23 protein-coding genes and 1 riboswitch are annotated in these 21,430 nt (G+C 32.0%); of the genes, 6 read left to right on the top strand and 17 right to left on the bottom strand.

Features of this window, described 5'->3' with window-relative positions; translation table 11 throughout:
• Positions 1-119: 119 nt before the first annotated feature.
• Both CD127_RS04600 and CD127_RS04595 read right to left on the bottom strand, forming a co-directional pair.
• On the bottom strand, positions 120-1,499 hold the full coding sequence (locus CD127_RS04600; RefSeq protein ID WP_103365930.1) for a RecQ family ATP-dependent DNA helicase: 1,380 nt from the start codon (positions 1,497-1,499) through the stop codon (positions 120-122).
• Positions 1,486-2,445, bottom strand: coding sequence for a helix-turn-helix domain-containing protein (locus CD127_RS04595; protein ID WP_103365929.1), 960 nt, complete (start codon positions 2,443-2,445; stop codon positions 1,486-1,488). Before CD127_RS04595 ends, CD127_RS04600 begins: the two co-directional genes overlap by 14 nt.
• A 109-nt stretch (positions 2,446-2,554) precedes the next feature.
• Between CD127_RS04595 and CD127_RS04590 the strand changes: the two genes are divergently transcribed.
• Complete coding sequence (locus CD127_RS04590; protein ID WP_002449743.1) at positions 2,555-2,803, top strand: ferredoxin; 249 nt, start codon at positions 2,555-2,557, stop codon at positions 2,801-2,803.
• A gap of 166 nt (positions 2,804-2,969) precedes the next feature.
• Here CD127_RS04590 and CD127_RS04585 read toward each other — a convergent pair whose 3' ends face one another.
• The 6 genes from CD127_RS04585 to CD127_RS04560 form a co-directional block, all read right to left on the bottom strand.
• Positions 2,970-3,515 (bottom strand): ECF transporter S component, encoded by a 546-nt coding sequence (locus tag CD127_RS04585; protein ID WP_103365928.1) that lies wholly within the window; start codon positions 3,513-3,515, stop codon positions 2,970-2,972.
• Positions 3,516-3,579: 64 nt separating this feature from the next.
• Positions 3,580-3,706, bottom strand: a riboswitch (FMN riboswitch).
• A gap of 130 nt (positions 3,707-3,836) precedes the next feature.
• Positions 3,837-5,591: a sensor histidine kinase gene (locus CD127_RS04580; RefSeq protein ID WP_103365927.1), complete on the bottom strand. Its 1,755-nt coding sequence runs from the start codon at positions 5,589-5,591 to the stop codon at positions 3,837-3,839.
• On the bottom strand, positions 5,572-6,297 hold the full coding sequence (locus CD127_RS04575) for a response regulator (protein WP_103297789.1): 726 nt from the start codon (positions 6,295-6,297) through the stop codon (positions 5,572-5,574). The genes CD127_RS04580 and CD127_RS04575 overlap by 20 nt, the downstream gene beginning before the upstream one ends.
• A gap of 150 nt (positions 6,298-6,447) precedes the next feature.
• Positions 6,448-7,185 carry a pseudouridine synthase gene (locus CD127_RS04570; RefSeq protein ID WP_103365926.1) on the bottom strand — a complete coding sequence of 246 codons (738 nt, stop codon included), beginning with the start codon at positions 7,183-7,185 and terminating at the stop codon, positions 6,448-6,450.
• Complete coding sequence (gene scpB / locus CD127_RS04565) at positions 7,182-7,721, bottom strand: SMC-Scp complex subunit ScpB (protein WP_103365925.1); 540 nt, start codon at positions 7,719-7,721, stop codon at positions 7,182-7,184. Before scpB ends, CD127_RS04570 begins: the two co-directional genes overlap by 4 nt.
• Positions 7,714-8,445 (bottom strand): segregation and condensation protein A, encoded by a 732-nt coding sequence (locus CD127_RS04560; protein WP_103365924.1) that lies wholly within the window; start codon positions 8,443-8,445, stop codon positions 7,714-7,716. The genes scpB and CD127_RS04560 overlap by 8 nt, the downstream gene beginning before the upstream one ends.
• Before the next feature lie 94 nt (positions 8,446-8,539).
• On the opposite strand from CD127_RS04560, the gene CD127_RS04555 reads away from it, so the two are divergent.
• A complete protein-coding gene (locus CD127_RS04555) occupies positions 8,540-9,046 on the top strand; it encodes a DUF309 domain-containing protein (RefSeq protein WP_103365923.1) in 507 nt (168 codons plus the stop codon).
• A gap of 32 nt (positions 9,047-9,078) precedes the next feature.
• On the opposite strand, the gene xerD is transcribed toward CD127_RS04555, so the two are convergent.
• From xerD to CD127_RS04540, 3 genes are all read right to left on the bottom strand, one after another.
• Positions 9,079-9,966 carry a site-specific tyrosine recombinase XerD gene (gene xerD, locus CD127_RS04550; protein WP_103365922.1) on the bottom strand — a complete coding sequence of 296 codons (888 nt, stop codon included), beginning with the start codon at positions 9,964-9,966 and terminating at the stop codon, positions 9,079-9,081.
• 93 nt (positions 9,967-10,059) lie between these two features.
• A complete protein-coding gene (gene fur, locus CD127_RS04545; RefSeq protein ID WP_103297783.1) occupies positions 10,060-10,506 on the bottom strand; it encodes a ferric iron uptake transcriptional regulator in 447 nt (148 codons plus the stop codon).
• Between the two features lie 104 nt (positions 10,507-10,610).
• Positions 10,611-11,153, bottom strand: coding sequence for an NUDIX domain-containing protein (locus tag CD127_RS04540; protein ID WP_103365921.1), 543 nt, complete (start codon positions 11,151-11,153; stop codon positions 10,611-10,613).
• A gap of 81 nt (positions 11,154-11,234) precedes the next feature.
• Between CD127_RS04540 and CD127_RS04535 the strand changes: the two genes are divergently transcribed.
• On the top strand, positions 11,235-12,149 hold the full coding sequence (locus CD127_RS04535) for an aldo/keto reductase (RefSeq protein ID WP_103365920.1): 915 nt from the start codon (positions 11,235-11,237) through the stop codon (positions 12,147-12,149).
• Between the two features lie 60 nt (positions 12,150-12,209).
• Here the strand turns inward: CD127_RS04535 and CD127_RS04530 are convergent, their stop codons facing one another.
• The gene (locus CD127_RS04530) at positions 12,210-12,452 is read right to left on the bottom strand and encodes a DUF1413 domain-containing protein (RefSeq protein WP_103365919.1); all 243 of its coding nucleotides are present in this window, start codon (positions 12,450-12,452) and stop codon (positions 12,210-12,212) included.
• A gap of 19 nt (positions 12,453-12,471) precedes the next feature.
• Positions 12,472-13,227, bottom strand: a complete 756-nt coding sequence (locus CD127_RS04525) for an SDR family NAD(P)-dependent oxidoreductase (RefSeq protein ID WP_103365918.1) — start codon at positions 13,225-13,227, stop codon at positions 12,472-12,474.
• A gap of 252 nt (positions 13,228-13,479) precedes the next feature.
• On the opposite strand from CD127_RS04525, the gene proC reads away from it, so the two are divergent.
• Entirely contained in the window at positions 13,480-14,295 is an 816-nt protein-coding gene (gene proC, locus CD127_RS04520; RefSeq protein ID WP_103365917.1) for a pyrroline-5-carboxylate reductase, read from the top strand.
• 66 nt (positions 14,296-14,361) lie between these two features.
• Here the strand turns inward: proC and rnz are convergent, their stop codons facing one another.
• Positions 14,362-15,282, bottom strand: coding sequence for a ribonuclease Z (rnz, locus tag CD127_RS04515; RefSeq protein WP_103365916.1), 921 nt, complete (start codon positions 15,280-15,282; stop codon positions 14,362-14,364).
• Between the two features lie 247 nt (positions 15,283-15,529).
• Between rnz and zwf the strand changes: the two genes are divergently transcribed.
• Together zwf and CD127_RS04505 are read left to right on the top strand one after the other, a co-directional pair.
• Positions 15,530-17,017: a glucose-6-phosphate dehydrogenase gene (zwf, locus tag CD127_RS04510; protein ID WP_103365915.1), complete on the top strand. Its 1,488-nt coding sequence runs from the start codon at positions 15,530-15,532 to the stop codon at positions 17,015-17,017.
• Positions 17,018-17,209: 192 nt separating this feature from the next.
• The gene (locus CD127_RS04505) at positions 17,210-18,073 is read left to right on the top strand and encodes an AraC family transcriptional regulator (RefSeq protein ID WP_103365914.1); all 864 of its coding nucleotides are present in this window, start codon (positions 17,210-17,212) and stop codon (positions 18,071-18,073) included.
• Between the two features lie 196 nt (positions 18,074-18,269).
• Here CD127_RS04505 and CD127_RS12555 read toward each other — a convergent pair whose 3' ends face one another.
• From CD127_RS12555 to CD127_RS04495, 3 genes are all read right to left on the bottom strand, one after another.
• Positions 18,270-18,371 (bottom strand): type I toxin-antitoxin system Fst family toxin, encoded by a 102-nt coding sequence (locus CD127_RS12555; protein WP_115345438.1) that lies wholly within the window; start codon positions 18,369-18,371, stop codon positions 18,270-18,272.
• 283 nt (positions 18,372-18,654) lie between these two features.
• Positions 18,655-20,301, bottom strand: coding sequence for a glycoside hydrolase family 13 protein (locus CD127_RS04500; protein WP_103365913.1), 1,647 nt, complete (start codon positions 20,299-20,301; stop codon positions 18,655-18,657).
• Positions 20,298-21,326, bottom strand: a complete 1,029-nt coding sequence (locus tag CD127_RS04495) for a LacI family DNA-binding transcriptional regulator (protein ID WP_103365912.1) — start codon at positions 21,324-21,326, stop codon at positions 20,298-20,300. Before CD127_RS04495 ends, CD127_RS04500 begins: the two co-directional genes overlap by 4 nt.
• Between the last annotated feature and the right edge of the window lie 104 nt (positions 21,327-21,430).

Here is a 21,430-nt window from a genome sequence, read left to right as displayed (position 1 = left end):
AATTGTCACATACTTTATACCCTTGAATGTAACAAATATGTATCATTTTTAACATTTTTTATAAAACATTTGATGATTTAATTATATCCTGTATAAAATATTATAGTAAAGAAAAGCACTTAATATTTGAATAAATTTTTAAGTTTTTCATTATAACTAAATTTTCTCTTTACTTTTTTTCTATTAAAATAACTAAGTGGTGCTATGTTTGTATCAATGTCGCAGCATTGAGTAGGTTTATCGGGCACTTCTCCAAAAAACTCCAGTAAATAACTTCTTCGACATTGATCGAGACTTGTGTAGCCAACCATACGTTGATAACCCAATTTTTTACGGATTAATGATGTTTTAAATATATGTTTAAGCTGCATAATTGAGTATCTTTGATGCAAAACTTCAAGTATTTCTTGTTTATTAGGAGGTAAAAAGGCACCTAAATCATAAGCTTCTACATCTTCAACTAAAATTGCATCGTTAAATAACAGCGTTTCAAGAATAAAACTGTCATCTGGTTGGAAAAGACTGATGGCTTGGCTTTGTTTACCATCTCTTCCCGCTCGGCCGATTTCTTGTAAATAATTTGACGGACTCGTTGATAAGTGAAAATGTATCACAGTACGAATATCCTTTTTATTAACCCCCATACCAAAAGCACTTGTTGCAACAATGACAGGGATAAAATTATCAATAAATTGTTGTTGCACAGTATGACGTTCTTGATAAGACAAATCACCATGATAAATTCCAGTTAGATAACCTCGTTGATAGATGAGATTGGCCAACTCGAAACACATTTTTTTGGAGGAAACATAAATAATCGTAGGTCCTGAAGTTTCTAAGAAATCAAGTAACCAACTGATTTTATCATCATCACTGTCAAAGTTGATATGAGAAAATGAAATATTATCTCGATTCATTGTAGTTTTAATAGTTTTAAATTTAATATTTAAAATCGTTTCTAAATCTTCTGGTAGATGTGGCGGTGCTGTCGCTGTGAGCGCTAATATAGTTGCAGATTTGAAAAATTGTGTAATCTGTCCTACTAATGCATAATGTGGACGGAAATCGTAGCCCCATTCAGATAAGCAATGCGCTTCATCTAATACAATTAAACCAAAGTTTATTTGATTGATAAGTTCAAAATGATTTGATTGTAATAAAAATTCTGGACTTAAAAATATAAATCGACTTTTCTTTAATAAGTTAATATTCTCTTTTTTTTCTTGTTCTTCCATACCAGAATGAATATAACTGACATGCTTCTCCCCTTGCGCTTTCAGTTGCATGACTTGGTCATCCATTAATGATATTAAGGGAGAAATGATAAGCGTAGGCTGTTGTTTCATATAAGTAGGAAATTGGTAACATAAGCTCTTACCACTACCTGTTGGCAGAACGCCTAGCGTATGTTGTCCATTAAGAATGCTTTCAATTATTTCACGTTGCCCAGGATTAAAATCATCATACCCAAACCATTCTTTTAGTTTATCTTCCAACACTTAAATCACCTCTTTCGATACCTACAATAATTAATTTGATTTGAAAATATGATAAATGTTCGAATTGATTTTTATATATTTTTAAACGTTCACCTCTATTATCAACATAAAATTTTTCAAAATCAGTAATTGAACTTTCATCAACGAAATCAGTATACTCATGAAAATATCCTTTAATAAATAATTCCAAAACATGATCTTCTATAGTATTAACCTTCACATTCTGTATGACTGCAGCTTCGTCCATTGTAATGCCTCGAAGCAATTGCTGATGGGATAATGCAGTTTTATTCAATAAGGGAGGCAATATAATTAATTTAGAAAGTATTGGAAACTGTTCTTTTTGTTCAAGAGCATACATAACTTCAACTAAATCATTTAGCTCTAACGTGAATAAATCAGTTACAGGTTTATCTTCAATCAAACTCACTTGTTGACGCGTGTACATAGGCTCATCATAACCTTGTAAATAATAATGGATATAAGAATGATTGTCATTTTGAGTATAAATAGTATGAAACAATTGCGATAATTCATCTTGGAAATCTTCAATTAAATCATGCTTCATAATATCTGAATAAACTTGTTTAACACGTTGTTGAACTTTTAGTTGTTGAGAAATAGGAATAAAATTCAATTCATTATTAAGATACTGAGTGATTGATTGAACTAATAATTGAATACAACTATAAGTATTGATCAAACTATCATATGTATATCGCGGATGGATTTTAAGTTGAATATGATTACTTTCATTATTTTGAATATATCGCTCAAAAGACGGATATTTTAATTTAGGAAAACTGTGATATAATGATAAAAGTTGTTGAGAACAAGCATCAAAGAATGTTTGATGTGATTTTTTACCGTATAATATATTGTAAATACTTTTATTAGTTTTATAATTAAATGTGTGTTTATACGCATATGAAAAGATATCGTACATAGGTGAATCCTCACTTTATGAAACTTATAAATTGGAAATTAAAATAATCGATGTCTGAATTAACATTTGTTATACTAGTGTAGCATTTTTATCAAAGGAGGCGAAGAAATTGGCAAAGTATACAATCGTTGATATGGATACCTGTATAGCTTGTGGTGCATGTGGCGCAGCAGCACCGGATATTTATGATTATGACGACGAAGGTATTGCTTTCGTAATCCTTGATGATAATCAAGGTACTGCAGAAGTACCAGAAGAATTATATGAAGATATGGAAGACGCTCTTGAAGGTTGTCCAACAGATTCAATTAAAATCGAAGAGGAACCATTCGATGGCGATGCATTAAAATTTGAATAGTAAATTTAATCTGATTATATCACTATAATATATAGATAGCCGACAAAGTTTTACGCTTTGTCGGTTTTATTTATATCTCGCAATTATTTCACTCTAAATAATTTTCGAAATTGAAAAAAGCTGGCACCCTATGGTTGCCAGCTTAAATCGTAGATAAATTTATATTCTATTGAAGTACTCTCTTCAAACGTTTATATAAAAGTATAAAAATAATAGAAATGATAATTCCTTTAATGATGTTAAAAGGAATAATTCCAGATAAAATGATAATTTTTAAATTTGTAAAGACATCGCCTAAGTTGAAAATCATACCGTATAAAGGTAATAAGACGAAGTAATTTAAAATACTTAAAATAATTGTCATAACAATCGTACCTACTGCTAAACCTATGATTAAGGAACGATTAGAATGAGTATACTTTTTCTTACTAACATAATAAGCAGATAATAAGAAACTTACACCAGCTAAAAAGTTAGCCACGGGACCTACTGGATCTCCCATATTAAAAATAAAGTTCAATATATTTTTTACTAAAGCTACTATGACACCTGCCAATGGGCCAAATGTAAACGTAGCTAGTAATGTTGGCACATCACTAAAGTCTAATGTTAAGTATGGTGGTAAAAAAGGCAATGGAAATTTTATAAATGTTAATATAAAAGCAATTGCACTTAACATACTTATAGTAATGAGGCGTTTATTTTGTTGCATATTCAATTTTCTCCTTCCATTCATCTTGCATAGAATAGGAGGATAATTTTGCACAACAAAAAACCTCCATCTTCTCCCATCCAGACTATACTGTCGGCTTCAGATTTACACTGAATCAGCCACTTCAATGAAGCGGGTCGCAGGCTTATTTTACTGCCGGTCGGGACTCTCACCCTACCCCGAAGATGAATTTCGTATTTATTAATTTAAATTAAATATTACAATAAGGAAAAAGTTTGTGCAATACTCATGCTCAATTCAAAATAAAAACCCACTTAACCTTTAACTTACTTATAAAGGTTAAGCGGGTAATACTAATGATTATTCAGGTTTAGGTAATTTAATAATAAAGGTTGTGCCCTCACCTAATGTACTTTCTACTGAAATGTCACCCCCATGCTCTTCAATAATCATTTTACAAATGAATAATCCTAAACCAGTGCCTTGTTTGCCACGTGTTCTTGATGCTTCAACTTTATAGAATCTATCGAACACTAAATCAAGATGTTCAGGGGCAATGCCACTACCGGTATCATTTACATATAGCATTTGATAATTTTCATCTTCTGAGGTTGTAATACTGATTTTGTCACCTGGTTTAGTATAACGCGTAGCGTTATCAATCAAATTAGTCAGTACTTGATCAATACGATCAGCATCATATTCCCATGGTTCTTCATCCACAGTTGGAAGTAAATCCATATCAACTTCTAAATCTTGAGCTTGTTGTCTATATTTCATTTGCATTTTAGATAGCAACGGTTTAATAGGCTGTACTTCTTTATTAACAGTTAGACCTTCAGCATCCATACGAGCTACATTGAGTAATTCATTAACAAGACGATTCAATCGTTTTGTTTCATCTAATACAATTGATAGTGAATCTCTAATTTCATCAGGTTCTGTTACGATACCATCTACAATAGACTCAGTGTAACCCTGTAATAAGGAGATAGGTGTACGTAATTCATGAGATACATTAGCAATGAAATCTTTTTTCATTTGATCTAGATTATGCTCATTTGTCATATCTCTAATGATAACTACAATACCACTGCGTCCATCCTGTTGAATACGAGGAATATAACTCATAATAAATACATAAAATTTACCATTAAATTCATATTCTTGAAATTCAGTAGTTTTAGATGTAAATGTGACTTCAATTTGTTTCTCAATTTTATGGTAGGTCGTTTTATCAATAGTTGGGATAATGTCATCTGCCATTTTATTAGATAAAATCACTTCTCTATTGTCATTAATGCCTAATACGCCCTCTACCATTGAATTGATTAAACTATCACGAATATTTCGTTGAGTTGAAATAGCTTCAATATGTTCTCTAATCTCATAGCTCATGTGATTAAAAGTGCGTGATAATTCTCCGATTTCGTCTTTAGTTGAGACGGTCGTCTTTTGAGAATAATCCCCTTTTGATACGTTAAATGCTTGAGTTCGCAATTGTCGTAATGGTTTAGTAATTTTATTTGATAAAAAGAAAGCAAACACAGTTGAAGTCGCCAAGAAAATAATGGCAGTAATTAAAATAATAATGGTGATTGCATTATTAGTGTCTTCAATTGATTTTAAATCCTGATAAATAAACACACCACTATATTTGGAATTACTATGATCTTGAGGTTGCATTGGATATCCTAATAATATATAAGAACGAGAGTTTCCATTGTCATTAATTGTTACATTCTGAGTAGCAGACTCTCCTCGAGTAAATACTTGATTAAAATGACTGTCATTATGAATTTCTTTCAACATTTTGTTTTTTAATGGCGTATTTGTCGTTTCTGATTTCATATTTTTATCAGCCATGATAATTACGCCACCAGACCCATCGATGAGTTGCTGACTATGTTCAATGGCTAACTTTTTATTATCTGCATGCTCTACCAAATGACTTATTCTAGAAGCATCTGATCTGATTTCATTTTCCGTTTGTTGAGTATAATAATATTGTATAAAGGTGATTAAAGCAGCACTTAATAAAATTAAAACTGTCGTCACTATAAGAATTATAGTTAACCACAGTTTTATAACTACACTATTTAGTCGGTTCGTCACTTGTTTTAACCTCAAATTTATAACCAACGCCCCAAACGGTTTGAATCATATGAGCAGCATCTGCAGAAACGCGATTTAATTTTTCTCTTAAACGTTTTACGTGTGTATCAACAGTTCTTAAGTCTCCATAAAATTCATAGTGCCAAACTTCTTTAAGAAGTTGTTCACGATCAAATACTTTATTAGGTGTTTTAGCTAAATAGATAAGCAATTCATATTCTTTAGGCGTCAAATTAACTTGTTGGTTATCGGCTAACACTCTATGAGCGTCATTATCAATAACTAAATGATTAAATTCGATAATATCTCTTGCGTGAGGTTCACTTTGTTCAGGTTTAGAAGATTGAGTTCTGCGCAATAATGCTTTAACTCTTAATACAACTTCTCTTGGAGAAAATGGTTTAACGATATAATCATCTGCACCTGATTCAAAGCCTTCAACTCTATTCGTTTCTTCTCCTTTAGCTGTAAGCATAATAATAGGTGTATCTTTATGCTCACGCAATTTAGATGCCATTTCAATTCCATCCATTTCTGGAAGCATCAAGTCCAATAGAATGCACGCATAGTCATGTTCCATAGCAAGATCATAAGCCTCTCTGCCATCACTTGCTTCATGGATAGTAAACGATTCTCTTTCTAAATAGAGTTTCAATAATCTTCTAATTCTATCTTCATCGTCTACAATTAAAATTTCATTCGTCATTTTGCTCTCTACCTCCTACACATGCTCTTACTCTTTATATTATAGCACATAGCCCTATTCAATTCTCTATTTTACCATCCATATTGTGAAAAAAATATCAAATGAAATTTTGCGTAATTAATTTCATTTGATATTTGAATTAGAAATATTTTATTTTCCGTTTTCAGCCATGTGTCTTAGTACTTTAACTTCATGCGGTGTTAAAACTCTACCTTCACCTGCGTTTAAACCTTTAAGATTTAAGTTTCCGAATTCAATTCTAGTTAACTTATCCACTTTATGACCGAAATGTTCGAACATACGTCTTACTTGTCTATTACGTCCTTCACTAATAGTAATTTCTACCAGTGTCGTATTCTTCTCTTTATCTTGTTTTTTGACTTTAACTTGCGCTGGTTGTGTGAAGCCGTCTTCAAGTTCAATACCGTGCTCCAATGCTTTTACTTCTTCACGCATAAGATAACCTTTTAACTTAGCCACATATTTTTTTTGAATATGATATCTCGGATGCGTCATTAAATTAGTGAATTCCCCATCATTTGTTAACAATAATAATCCAGATGTGTCATAATCTAAGCGCCCAACTGGATAAATACGTGTTTCTAAGTCATCGAAGTAATCAGTAACTACTGTACGTCCTCTATCATCTGAAACGCTTGTAATAACTTGAGTTGGTTTATAAAATAAAATATACATTTTATCTTCTTGTTCAATTTTAATGCCTTCAACCTCTACTGTATCTGATGATTTCACTTTTGTACCAAGTTCAGTTACCACTTCGCCGTTTACTTTTACTTTTCCATCAACAATTAAAGTTTCAGCTTTTCTGCGTGACGTATAACCACTATTAGCAATTCTTTTTTGTAATCTTTCTAATTCTTTGCTCATTTTGAGTCTCCTTTTTGATTTACAAGGTTACTGAAGAAATCTTCCATTTCTTCTTCATCTTCCTCAGTAGTTGGTAAATCTTCAATTTTTTCAAGTCCAAATACATTTAAAAATAGATCAGTCGTATTTAAAAGATGGCTTCGTGATTGTTCATTATCTTTAGCTTCTATTAACCCGCGTGCGATAAGTGTACGAACAGCACCATCTGAATTGATTCCTCTAATTAATTCTATATCACTTCTAGTTAAAGGTTGATTATAAGCAATAATGGATAAAGTTTCCATAGCAGCTTGTGAAAGTTTCATATTAGATTTTTGTTCAACCAACTGTTCTATATAAGAAGCAGCTTCTTTTTTTGAAGTTAAAATATAAATATTTCCATATTTTTGGATAGCAAGTCCTGCTGAATGATATGACTCAATAAGATCGGATAAAGTATTTAAATCGATATCCAGGATTTCAGCTAACTGAGAAGCTTCAAGGCCTTCATCGCCTGCTGTATATAATAATGCTTCTAAAATACCTATATTATCCAATGTTGAAATTCACTCCTCTAATGATGTTAATATCGTCAAAACTTTTAGACTGCTCTATGTTGATTAAACCAGCTTTTGACATTTCTAAAATAGCTAAAAAATGTGTCACTACATGTTCAATAGGCTCATGAAATGTAAATAAGCTAAAGAAGTTTAATGAAGCTTTACTACGTAATTGTTGAGATACTTTTTCAGTGGCTTGTTGTATTGTGAAAGATTCTTTTGTAATTTCCACTGTCTTTGGTGTGTTTAAAGCCACTCTATTTTTTACACGTTGATAAGCAACAATTAAATCAGTTAAATCTATCGTTTGGTTACTATCCCAAGTTGTGTCTTTTTCAAGATGTGATAAATCGGTAGGATGTTTAGTAAAGTATAATTCACGTTCTTCTTTTTTAGCATTTAATAGCATTGTATATTCTTTATAATTTTGATATTCAATTAATCTTCCCACTAAGTCTTCTCGTGGGTCCTCTTCTAACTCTTCTACTGTGTCATGTTGAGGTAACAATAATTTACTTTTAATCATTAAGAGTTCTGAAGCCATAACTAAATATTCACTTGCTACATTAATTTCTAATTGTTTCATTGCATGTACATATTGCATATACTGTTCTGTTAAAGCTTTCATTGGTATATCGTAAATATCAATTTCGTACTTTTGTATTAAATGTAATAATAAATCTAGAGGGCCATTAAAGGCATCTAACTTAACTTCATACATAATTATCGTCCTTATATTAATTCTCTATCGTGCATAATTTACTAAAGTATTATAGCATGAATATCATAAACATTTAAATTGAGGTTGAAGTAGTATGGAACACGCATTAATCGATTTTTATTATCAATTTCATAAGCATCAACATTATTTTTTATGTCATGATATTTTAGAAGATGCTTGGAAAGCTAATCCTTATTTTTCTAAAAATGAAGCAATTGTAAGCCTTATATTGTTTGCTACTGCTATGTATCATTATAGAAGAGAGAATTATATTGGGGCATTAAAAAGTTGTAAAAAAGCATTAATTACATTTCAAAATGCTAAGGATAAATCAAGTGTTGGTTTACAGGAAGAAAAATATGAAGCATTATTGAACATTCAAATTGAAAAGATTACACAACACGAACAATTTACTCCTGTAAAGTTACCTATTAACAAGCAATTTGAAAATAAAATCTATACTGAAATGCCAGATTATGAATTTAATGAATTTGTAATTAAAGATGATTACATCGTACATCACCACTTGCGCAGAGATCGCAGTGAAGTAATTGCTGCCAGACAACAAGCCATTTTAAATAAAAAAAATAAAGAAATATAAAATACATTATACTTCTTTATTATTAACAATAATTATGCTCTTGGATGAAACTGATTATACATTTGACGTATTTGAGATTTAGAAACATGTGTATAAAGTTGAGTTGTTGAAATATCTGAATGACCTAACATCTCCTGTACTGCACGTAAATCAGCACCATTTTCAAGTAAATGTGTAGCAAATGAATGACGAAGTGTGTGTGGTGTCAATGTTTTATTAATGTTAGCTTTTAAACCATATTGTTTAATCATTTTCCAGATACCTTGGCGTGTCAAAGGTCGACCATGCATATTGAGAAATAATACATTAGTTATTGTCTTTTTCAATAATTGAGGACGTACTTTTTCTAAATAAGTATCTAAAAATTCTATTACTGTATCACCTAAAGGTATAATTCTTTCTTTATTCCCTTTACCAAACACTCTTACAAATCCCATTATTAAATTAATATCTTCAATTTCTATATTTATTAATTCTGATACACGCATACCTGTGGCATATAAAAGTTCTAAAATTGTACGATCGCGATAACCGTTATTTTTATTTAAATCAGGCGTTTCAAGAAGTTGCTCTACTTCTTCTACTTCCAATACATCGGGCAGTTTTTTCTCATATTTAGGTGTTTCAATCAATACAGTTGGATCTTTAGCTGCATATTTTTCACGTAATGCAAATTGGTGAAAACTGCGAATGGTTGAGATAAAACGAGCAATAGATTTTGATGATGCACCTTCATCAATAAAATGACCAAGACATTCTTGAATCACTTGTCGGTCAATAAAATCAATATGCGCTATTTTATGCTCTTTCATATAAGCTTCGTATTTAGCTAAGTCTCTTCTATAGGCACCGATTGTATTTTCGCTTAAACCTTTTTCAATTTGTATAAATTTCAAATATTCTTCAATAATCGTATTCATATTTCCACCTTCATTTATATAGAAAAATGGAGTGAAACAAATTCTAAGTGCTTGTTTCACTCCGACGTCTAAAATTCGTTCAATTTAACTAAATTATTTCCCTTTAGCTTGGCATTCGGCACAGACGCCATGAAATGTTAATCTATGGTCTAAAATTCTAAAATTGTATTCTGATTCAACACGTTCTTCTACTTGAGGTAGTAAGTCTTCGTGGATTTCATCTACTTTACCACATTCCATACATACGAGGTGATGATGAAAATGTTTGGCGCCTTCTTTTCTCAAATCGAAGCGTGCTACCCCATCGCCGAAATTAATTTTATCTACTACTTTTAATTCAGCTAATAATTCTAGTGTTCTATAAACAGTAGCTAATCCAATTTCAGGTGCTTTGTCTTTAACTTTTAAATAGACATCTTCAGCACTAAGATGGTCTTTTTCATTTTCAATTAGAACTCGAACCGTTGCCTCACGTTGAGGTGTTAATTTGTAAGATGATTGTTGTAATTGTTGTTTTACTCTGTTTAATCGTTCTTCCATGGGAGCGACACTCCTCTATTAATAATTATAATCATTTTAAAGTGATAATATCTCACTTACTAAATTAACAATATTCTCAATAAAAGGCAAGCTTAAAACGGTAGTTATTTAGAATGATTATAATTTAATAATATATACTGTAGGCCAATGATTGTTTTAGCGTCCTCGATTTCATCGCTATCAAGTAAATCTTTGATTTTATCAATTGGTACTTTGTGTACCTCTACAAATTCATCATCATCTAAGTTCATTTCCCCTTCACTTAGGTTGTCTGAGAAATAAATTGATAATTTTTCATTAGAGAAGCCAGGTGATCCATACATATGAGTAATAAAGTTTAAGTCGTTAGCAATATAGCCTGTTTCTTCTTCCAATTCACGTTTAGCTGCTTCTTCTCTTTCTTCATCTTCTTCTAATTTGCCAGCCGGAATCTCAAGTAATGGTTTTTCAACAGGTTTACGGTATTGTTTGACTAAGAGTACTTCATTTTCAGGAGTAATCGCACAAACAGCTACTGCCCCATTATGATTAACGATCTCCCTCTTAGATGTTTTACCATCTGGTAGTTCTACATCATGAATTTCTAAATCAATAATTTTACCATTGTAAATTACCGTTCTATCAAATGTTTTTTCATTAAATTCCATTATATTCACGTCCCTTTTAATTCTTTATATAAATTGATAAGATGAATGCGTTACCTAAAGTGTATCGAAAGGAGATTGGACATGCAAAGGAATATATTAAAAAGCGGCATAGAAATTTCGGAATTAGGTTTAGGATGTATGAGTTTAGGTACAAATTATCAAGAAGCTGAACCAATTATTGAAACTGCGATTGAACAAGGTATCACTTATTTCGATACTGCAGATATCTATGATCGTGGTGTAAATGAAGAAATTGTTGGAAAAGCGTTGAAGAAATATCAAAATAGAGATGACATAGTAATTGGTACAAAAGTGGGAAACCGTCCTACTGAAGATGGTGGTACGACTTGGGATCCTTCGAAAAAATATATTAAAGAAAGCGTAAAAGGCTCTTTACAACGCCTTGGTTTAGATCATTTAGATTTATACCAATTACATGGTGGAACAATAGATGACCCACTAGATGAGACACTCAGTGCATTTAACGAGCTTAAACAAGAAGGGATTATCAGAGCGTATGGTATTTCTTCAATTCGTCCAAATGTAATTGATTATTATTTAAAACACAGTGAGATTGAAACAATTATGTCTCAGTTTAATTTAATTGATAATCGTCCGGAAAAATTACTCAATGATATACATGCGCATCACGTAAAAGTTTTAGCACGTGGTCCTGTATTTAAAGGATTGCTAACTTCAAAAAGCGTCGATGTGTTAGATAAGAAGTTTAAAGATGGTATCTTTGATTATGATTATCATGAATTAGGCGAAACAATTGCTTCAATCAAAGAAATCGAAAGTAATTTAAGTGCCCTTTCTTTTGAATACTTAACTTCTCACGATGCACTTGGTTCAATCATAGTCGGTGCTAGTTCTGTAGAACAATTGAAAGACAATGTTGAAAATTATAAAAAAACAGTAAGTCTTGATCGTATTAAAGCAGCACGTGAACGCGTGAAAAATTTAGAGTATACTCAACATCTAAATACAAAATAAATTAAATTAAAAAATCGGAGTAGCAATACGTTATATACTAACGTGCTATTCCGATTTTTATTAATATTGTTTTAAATAGTGATATATCCCTTCATTGGACATACCTTTTATTGATACATTCATTATTTCCCCTCTTAAAACCAACTCATGGAATTTAAATTCAATAAATTCTTGTTCACTACTATCTAAAGAATTATAGTATGAACTTCCCAATAAATCTTTAAGTTGAAAAGAAGTTTGTGGTGAAATAGTTTGCAAGTTTTCAACAGCATATTTGACATGTTTATTCACACAACAAATCATAGTCATTCCCGCCTTTGCATTAAATTTTATTTTTAAATAAAGGAGATAACCATTGTTCAAGCGTTCTAGGCGCTAACTGGTAAATTTTTAATAAGTGGTGCATCCATTTCGGTTGGTTAATTTCTTTTTTTCGCTTAATGATACCTTCCACGATATCTTTAGCTAATTGTTGAGGGTCAATCATGATTGATTCGTATTTTTGGGCATATATCAAACTTGGATCAGCCTTTTCATGGAAAGGCGTTTTGATTGGGCCAGGATTTACTGCCATAAAATGTAATTGCGGTTCTTCAAGACGTAGAGCATTTAAGATGCCATTAAGTGCAGCTTTAGAAGCGCCATAATGTGCAGCATGAGCTTGTGTAACGAAAGCAGCTTGGCTTGAAATGCCTACGATAGTTGCATTTTTTGAAAAGTAAGGTCGCAAAACATTGTATAGTAAATTGAAACTAATCAAGTTTACATCGTAAGTTTCAATCATCTCTTTAGCAGTATGATGTGCAACAGATTTAAAATAGCCTAAACCTGAACTGTAAATCAGACCATTAATTGGAAAATTGATGCTAGAGGCTATGTTAGCGATGGCTTCCCTATCTTGTAAGTCACAATGAATCATTGAAACTTTAGATTGATGAGAACCGAAATGAATATTATTAAACTTTACTTTATTTCGAGCTATTACTGTAACAAATGCACCTTTTTCTAATAACTGTTTCACTATTTCTAAACCTAGCCCACTTGTGCCTCCAGTGACAATATAATGCTGACCAATCATATTTCTTCGAACCCCTTTTTAAACTTTGTTATTATAGTAACTTATTTTTACCTATTTATAAATGAAACGGAATTTTAGAAGATGTTTAATGTTTGCGAAAAGTACTAAATTTTTATTCTTAAAAATCTACTTAAAGGATCACCTAAGCTGAAGCTCATGCGTATAGAGGCACTAAATTTTTAATCTTAAAAATAAGTGCCTCTTATATGTTACTATGGTGGTATAAAATTAATTGTGAGGGTGATGTTGTTAATGAAATTAGTATTTTATGGTGCTGGTAATATGGCACAAGCGATTTTTAAAGGAATTATCGATTCTAAAACGCTTAATTCAAATGATATTTATCTAACTAATAAGTCTAATGAAGAGAGACTTAAGCAATTTGCTGAAGAGTTAGGTGTGGAATACAGTTATGATGATGAAGCATTATTAAAAGATGCGGATTATGTATTTTTAGGAACTAAACCTTACGATTTTGAAGAAGTCGCAAAACGAATTCAACCACATATTACGGATGACAATCGATTTATTTCCATTATGGCTGGTTTACCAATTAACTATATTCATGAACAACTTCAAGTAACCAATCCTATTGCACGTATTATGCCTAACACTAATGCGCAAGTTGGACATTCAGTAACAGGCATAAGCTTTTCAGGAAACTTTGGACCTAAAGCTAAAGATGAAGTTATCGAATTAGTAAACGCATTCGGTTCAGTTATCGAGGTTGACGAAGACCACTTACATCAAGTGACAGCTATTACAGGAAGCGGTCCTGCTTTCTTATATCATGTATTTGAACAATATGTTAAAGCTGGAACTGAAATAGGTCTTGAAAAAGGTCAAGTTGAAGAATCTATCAAGAATTTAATTATTGGAACAAGTAAAATGATAGAGCGTTCTGATTTAAGCATGGAACAATTACGTAAAAACATCACCTCTAAAGGTGGTACAACGCAAGCAGGTTTAGATGCATTAGCACAACACGATATTAAAGGCATATTTGAAGACTGTTTAAACGCTGCTGTAGAAAGAAGTATGGAACTTTCTAAAAACGAAGATAATTAATACTAAAATCTCATTGAAAACCCCTATCCACTTTTATCATTTGGATAGGGGTTTCAAATGCAATATTTAAATTTTATAAGTTTCAAAGTCTTTTACAAATTCGAAGTTTGGCGTATCTTCTAACTGTTTTAACTCAGACTTAATTTTGTCGATATCTTCATAGTTATAACGATTACTTAAATGCGTAATCAAACTTCTGCTTACATTAGCTTGTTTGATTAGAGTGAAAACATCATCAATATGACTATGATGATAATTGTTAGCCAACGTTTTGTCCCCTTCTATATAGGTTGCTTCGTGAATCATTACTTCTGAATCTTGGGCAATTATCATTTCATTCTTACAAGGCTTAGTATCACCAAAAATTGAAATAACCGGGCCAGGTTTTGCAGGTCCTTTGAAATCATCAGAATTAAATACTTGACCATTATGTTCAAAGGTATCATACATTTTAACTTCTTGATATTTAGGTCCTGGTTCTAAGCCAATTGCTTTTAATGCTTGAACATCAATTGTCCCTGGTGTTGTCGGTGATTCAATACGGTAACCATAAGAAGGTATACCGTGATTTAATAACTTAGCTGATACCGAAAAACCTTTGTGATGATATGTAAAATTATTATCAATCTCAATAAATGTAGTTGGATAATTTAAATGAGACTCTGATAATTTAAGTGAAGTTTCTATATAAGCTCGTATACCTTTAGGTCCAATGATAGTAAGAGGCTTATCTTCTCCACCTTGGAAGGAACGACTAGTCAATAATCCAGGTAAGCCAAAGATATGATCGCCGTGCATATGCGTGATAAATATGTGATCGACTTTACCTAGCTTAATTGAATGATGTAAGATTTGATGTTGAGTGCCTTCGCCAACGTCAAAAAGCCAAATCGCGTTTGAATATGGCTCAAGATTTAAAGCGATGGATTGAGTGTTTCTTTCTTTAGTCGGTAAACCCGCACTCGTTCCAAAAAATGTAACTTCCATGCATATGCCTCCTTTTTCTTCAATATATTTTATCATATGTCGAAGTGATTGTTATAATGAGAAATAAAATAAATAAAAATGAAACGATTTAAGGTATAATGATATTTATATTATATTAAATTGCGTATTATTCATTTTGAATGTAAATTTGAATTGTAGTACCTCTTTAAAGCAAATATATAGGAAGTACCAACAATTTATTTTATAATAAATAAATCATAGCAATTAAAGAATTGAGGTTTTGAACTTGAGTAAACAAACGAAACATATCCCTTGTTTAATTACTATCTTCGGTGCTACTGGAGATTTAAGTCATAGAAAGTTATTTCCGTCTTTATTCCACTTATTCCAACAAGATAATTTAGATGAACATATTGCTATTATAGGAATTGGACGTCGTGATTACACTAATGAAATTTTCCGTGAACAAGTGAAGGCATCTATTCAATCACATGTTGAAGATACTACTCAAATTGATGAATTTATGGAACATGTTTATTACTTCAAACATGATGTTAGTGATGAACAAAGTTATCATGATTTATTAGATTTTTCTAATCAGTTAGATACTCAATATCAACTAAAAGGTAATCGCCTATTCTACTTAGCGATGGCACCTCAATTCTTTGGTATTATTTCTGATTACTTAAAATCATCTGGTCTTACTGAAACTAATGGCTTCAAACGTCTTGTAATCGAGAAACCATTTGGTAGCGACTTGAAATCAGCAGAACAATTAAATAATCAACTTCGTCAATCATTTAAAGAAGAAGAAATTTATCGTATTGACCATTATCTTGGTAAAGATATGGTGCAAAACATCGAGGTATTACGTTTCTCTAATGCCATGTTTGAACCATTATGGAACAATAAATATATTTCTAATATCCAAGTTACATCTTCCGAAATACTTGGAGTTGAAGATCGGGGTGGCTACTATGAATCAAGTGGCGCATTAAAAGATATGGTACAGAACCATATGTTACAAATGGTCGCATTATTAGCAATGGAAGCCCCTATTAGTCTTAAGAGTGAAGATATCCGTGCTGAAAAAGTTAAAGTATTAAAATCACTTAGACAATTAAAACCTGAAGAAGTGAAAAAGAACTTTGTTCGAGGACAATATGATAGAGGTTATATAAACGGCGAAGAAGTAAAAGCTTATCGTGAAGAGGACCGCGTAGCTGAAGATTCAAATACACCTACATTCGTTTCTGGTCGTCTAACGATTGATAATTTCCGTTGGGCAGGTGTGCCATTCTATATTAGAACAGGTAAACGTATGAAGTCTAAAACAATTCAAGTTGTTGTAGAATTCAAAGAAGTTCCTATGAATTTATATTATCAAACTGACAAATTACTTGATTCTAATTTACTAGTTATCAATATTCAACCAAATGAAGGTATCTCACTTCATTTAAATGCTAAGAAAAATATTCAAGGCATTGATACTGAACCTGTACAATTATCATATGCATTAAGTGCACAAGATAAAATGAACACTGTAGACGCTTATGAGAACCTATTATTCGATTGTCTTAAAGGTGATGCGACAAACTTTACTCACTGGGAAGAATTAAAATCAACTTGGAAATTTGTTGATATCATCCAAGATGAATGGTCAATGAATGAACCATCATGCTTCCCTAACTATAAATCTGGTACGAACGGCCCATTAGAAAGTGATTTATTGTTAAGCCGCGATGGCAATCATTGGTGGGACGATATTCAATAAAGCGAAACAGCTATATTGTTTTAAAGGAGGACACAATATGATGTTTAAATCTGAATGGTTTAAACTCATATTCTGTCCTTTTTCCATTATTTTTGAAAAAGTTTTTAAAGATAGCACACGTTAAGATGTATATTTTTATAAAATAAGGTAAAATATGTATTAATTGATTGTAAAATTATTGGAGTGAAAGTTTTGGACGTTATCAAGCAGATACAACAGGCAATCGTATATATTGAGGATCGTTTATTAGAGCCGTTTAATTTGCAAGATTTAAGTGATTACGTTGGTCTTTCTCCTTACCATCTAGATCAATCATTTAAAATGATTGTAGGACAATCGCCAGAGAGTTATGCACATGCTAGAAAAATGACTGTAGCAGCTAGAGAAATGATGTTAAGTGCTTCAAGATTAGTTGATGTAGCTAAAAAATACAATTATGCAAGTTCAAATGAATTTGCTAATGATTTTAGTGATTTTCATGGAATCTCACCTATTCAAGCATCTGCAAAAAAAGATGAGTTAAAATTGCAAGAACGACTGTATATTAAATTAACCACTACTGAACGTGCACCCTATCCATATAGATTAGATACTACTGATGATATACCATTAGTTGGATATGCTCGATTTGTTGAAGCGGATAACTTATCTAACCCCTATAAAGTCCCTGATTTTTTAGAAGATTTATTCAACGATGGTAGATTAAAAGAATTGAAAAGATATAATAATATAAGCCCGTATGAGATATTTGTCATAACTTGCCCGTTAGACGAAGGTGTAGAAATATTTGTTGGCGTCCCAAGTGAACGCTATCCAGCACATTTAGAAAGTAGATTGTTACCGGGTAGACATTACGCTAAATTCAATTTAAAAGGCGAAATTGATTATGCAGTTAATGAGGCTTGGTATTATATAGAATCAAGTTTGCAACTCACTTTACCATATGAACGAGACAGCTTGTATGTAGAAATTTATCCTTTTGATTTCTCATTTGAGGACCCATTCACTAAAATTCAACTTTGGTTACCTATTAAACAAGAAAATTACGATATATAAATTATTAAATAAGATTAAATGCGATTAACGAGCTACTAACTATAGTTCATTAATCGCAATTCGTTTTAGAAACTTTTTGCATTATTTGATGCTCTAGTGTTATAATTTATTCAACAAGAGCTTCGTGCATTTTATGCACCAATCCCCTCACTATTGCGAGTAGTGAGGGGATTTTTTAGGTGATGGTTAACATCGCCTATTTTTTCTTATTATTACGTGTGCGTAACCATTGCGCAAATAACGTAACAATACAACCACTTATGACTGTGGTCGTGATGTGAACAAGAGCTTCGACCATCTTATATGCACCCCCTCTCTGCGTCTGAATTGACGCCTGAGAGATAGGCGACTTTAATATTATATCATCTCTAATTATCATGTAATAGATAATTTTCTCTATAAAATTTTATCACTTAGTAGACTTTCTTTTCGAAAGCCTCTATGTTAGGGGCCCTAACCCAGGCAAGGATGACTAAATTTGAAAAAAGCTCGATTTAAGCGCAATTTCAACTCAGTTAGCTACTGCCAAAATGTGATATGAGTTTGTGACATTTAATAATGTCCAGGCTCTCGTATGTGTATTATATCTCAGCTACAAAAGCTTCAAATGGTTTTAGAGATGTCACGTCTGATGTACCATCATAGTTGTGTAGTTTAATTGCTTCACTATCCACCTCAAATGGTAATGATAATGGTGCGGATTTATCTGTTAAGTTACCTGCCACGACTACTGTTTTACCATCTAATTTACGCGTATAAGCAAACACATTTTCATTATCGGCATCGACTAAATCAAATTCGCCATAAGTATAAATTTCGTTTGATTTCTTCAATTGAATTAATTTTTTATAAAAATTAAGTACCGATTTCTTATCTTCTAATTGTTGTTCTACATTGATTTCTTTATAATTTGGATTGACTGGGAACCAAGGTTCAACTTCAGTAAATCCACCATTAGTAGAATCATTCCATTGCATTGGCGTACGTGAATTATCACGATTTTCCATTTTATATTTATCTAATAATTGATTAACATCTCCGCCTTGTTCTTTTACAATTTGATACTCGTTTTTAACCGCAACGTCATTAAAGGTTTCTATACTTTCAAACGGATAATTGGTCATACCAATTTCTTGGCCTTGGTATATAAATGGTGTACCTTGTTGTAAGAAATAAACTACTGCGTGACTCGTAGCAGATTCATACCAATATTCGGTATCATTACCCCATGTAGATACTCTGCGTGGTTGGTCGTGATTTTCAATAAATAAAGCATTCCAACCCACACCTTCTAATGTTTTTTGCCAACGATTTAATACATCTTTATACGCTTTAACATCGAATTGTGAGTCGCCTGTACTCCATAAACCTAAATGTTCGAATTGGAAGATCATATTAAATTTACCCTTATCTTCTCCAACCCATTCTTCCGCATTATCTGGATTGACGCCATTCGCCTCTCCTACAGTCATAATGTCATACTTACTTAGAGATTCATCTTTCATTTCTTGTAACCAATCTTGAATACCAGGTTGGTTCATGTCTACATCAAATGCTGGTGCATATTTTTTTCCTTCAGGTACTGGTAAATCACCGGCTTCAAACGTTTTCTTAATATGGGTAATTGCATCTACTCGGAATCCATCGATACCTTTTTCAAACCACCAATTCATCATATCAAACACAGCTTCACGTACTTCTGGATTATCCCAATTTAAATCAGGTTGTTTTTTGCTAAATAAATGGAAGTAATATTGATCTGTGACTTCATCAAATTGCCAAGTGGAACCATTAAAGATGCTTTCCCAATTGTTAGGTTCTGAGCCGTCAGGTTTCGGATCTGCCCAAATATACCAATCTCTTTTAGGATTATCTTTACTTGATTTCGACTCAATAAACCAAGGGTGTTCATCTGACGTATGATTGACAACTAAATCTAGGATGAGTTTCATGCCTCTATCATGCACGCCTTTTAACAAACGATCGAAATCTTCCATTGTGCCAAATTCATCCATAATTTCTTGATAATCACTAATATCGTATCCATTATCATCATTTGGTGATTGATACATAGGACTTAGCCAAATCACATCGATACCTAAGTCTTTTAAGTAATCTAACTTTTCAATCACGCCTGGTAAATCGCCAATCCCGTCATTATTACTATCATTGAAGCTTCTTGGGTAAACTTGATACGCTACTGCTTCTTTCCACCAATTTTTAGTCATTCTTCATTCTCCTTTGCTAACTTTTTAGTTGATTGTCTAATTTCTAAATGTGTTTCTATTTCTTTTTTTGAAAATGAAACAGGTAAACTTTTTAATAAATTAATTATTGTTGCGCCAGCTTCTTTACCTAACAAATCAGGGTTAATGCAGACGCTAGTTTGTGGTGGTGCTGCATTTTCAGTCAAAAAAGATGTATTAAAAGTACAAGTTTGAATAGTATCAGGTATATGAAGGTTAAAATCATATAAAACACTAAGAACTTGAAGATTTAACATCGCATCAGAAGTAATAATCACACTAGGTTTCAGGGAATGATCTTTAATGCAATAGTGTTCAACAATCTTATGTATTGAATGTCGTGACTCTGCTTCTTCAACTGCATATTGAATTTTAAATGCTTCACAACTATCTCTGAAACCAAGTTCCCTATCATTTGTCACCGCAAAATTTCCTGGTTCTTTGAGAAAAAGTATGTGTCTATGGCCTAAGTCATATAAATACTTTGTTAATCGTTGAGAAGCATTAATATTATCGTTGTCAATATGAATTACATCATCAAAGTTAAGTGGTTTACCAACAACTATATAAGGAAGACTATGTTCATGAAGAAGTCTTTCTATTTCATCATTCTCTTTAGAATATAAGAGTATAAAACCATCTACACTTCTCGATTGAACCATTTGTTTAACTTCGGTAAATAGCTCATTTGAATGTTCAGATACCGTCATTTTGGTTGAATAGCCGTGACGATTACATTCTTGATGAATGCCATTTAACACATCACTATTAAACGGATTTTGCCTTACATCTGATGAAGAACTTTTAATAATTAAACCAATTGTTAAAGTTTTATTTGTAATTAATGTTCGAGCAGCTTGGTTTGGAATATATCCTAATTTATCCATCGCTTCTCTAACTTTGTTTGCAGTTGCTTCAGTGATCTTAGGATTATTACGAATCACTCTTGAAACGGTTGATATGGATACATTTGCCTCAGAAGCTACATCTTTAATGGTTGTCCTCATGAGAAACCACACTTTCTGTTAAAAATGGGTAAGCGCTTACAAATAAGCTATATATTTATCTTAAAAATATATTAATGCAAAGTCAATGATTTTGTGCAATCGTT

The sequence above is a fragment of the Staphylococcus petrasii genome (assembly GCF_002902565.1).
Classification (GTDB): domain Bacteria; phylum Bacillota; class Bacilli; order Staphylococcales; family Staphylococcaceae; genus Staphylococcus; species Staphylococcus petrasii.
The sequence above is the reverse complement of the archived record's forward strand: the minus strand, read 5'-3'. Positions and strand labels throughout refer to the sequence as shown.

Bases quoted from the DNA above. Each gene is read 5' to 3' on its own strand.
- CD127_RS04570 (WP_103365926.1), bottom strand. From the start codon at position 7,185: ATGAGCAAAGAATTAGAAAGATTACAAAAAAGAATTGCTAATAGTGGT.
- CD127_RS04555 (WP_103365923.1), top strand. From the start codon at position 8,540: ATGGAACACGCATTAATCGATTTTTATTATCAATTTCATAAGCATCAA.
- CD127_RS04500 (WP_103365913.1), bottom strand. From the start codon at position 20,301: ATGACTAAAAATTGGTGGAAAGAAGCAGTAGCGTATCAAGTTTACCCA.
- CD127_RS04495 (WP_103365912.1), bottom strand. From the start codon at position 21,326: ATGAGGACAACCATTAAAGATGTAGCTTCTGAGGCAAATGTATCCATA.
- CD127_RS04525 (WP_103365918.1), bottom strand. From the start codon at position 13,227: ATGATTGGTCAGCATTATATTGTCACTGGAGGCACAAGTGGGCTAGGT.
- proC (WP_103365917.1), top strand. From the start codon at position 13,480: ATGAAATTAGTATTTTATGGTGCTGGTAATATGGCACAAGCGATTTTT.
- rnz (WP_103365916.1), bottom strand. From the start codon at position 15,282: ATGGAAGTTACATTTTTTGGAACGAGTGCGGGTTTACCGACTAAAGAA.
- CD127_RS04595 (WP_103365929.1), bottom strand. From the start codon at position 2,445: ATGTACGATATCTTTTCATATGCGTATAAACACACATTTAATTATAAA.
- CD127_RS04540 (WP_103365921.1), bottom strand. From the start codon at position 11,153: ATGGAATTTAATGAAAAAACATTTGATAGAACGGTAATTTACAATGGT.
- CD127_RS04575 (WP_103297789.1), bottom strand. From the start codon at position 6,297: ATGACGAATGAAATTTTAATTGTAGACGATGAAGATAGAATTAGAAGA.
- CD127_RS12555 (WP_115345438.1), bottom strand. From the start codon at position 18,371: ATGGTCGAAGCTCTTGTTCACATCACGACCACAGTCATAAGTGGTTGT.
- CD127_RS04535 (WP_103365920.1), top strand. From the start codon at position 11,235: ATGCAAAGGAATATATTAAAAAGCGGCATAGAAATTTCGGAATTAGGT.
- fur (WP_103297783.1), bottom strand. From the start codon at position 10,506: ATGGAAGAACGATTAAACAGAGTAAAACAACAATTACAACAATCATCT.
- CD127_RS04530 (WP_103365919.1), bottom strand. From the start codon at position 12,452: ATGATTTGTTGTGTGAATAAACATGTCAAATATGCTGTTGAAAACTTG.
- xerD (WP_103365922.1), bottom strand. From the start codon at position 9,966: ATGAATACGATTATTGAAGAATATTTGAAATTTATACAAATTGAAAAA.
- CD127_RS04560 (WP_103365924.1), bottom strand. From the start codon at position 8,445: ATGTATGAAGTTAAGTTAGATGCCTTTAATGGCCCTCTAGATTTATTA.
- CD127_RS04585 (WP_103365928.1), bottom strand. From the start codon at position 3,515: ATGCAACAAAATAAACGCCTCATTACTATAAGTATGTTAAGTGCAATT.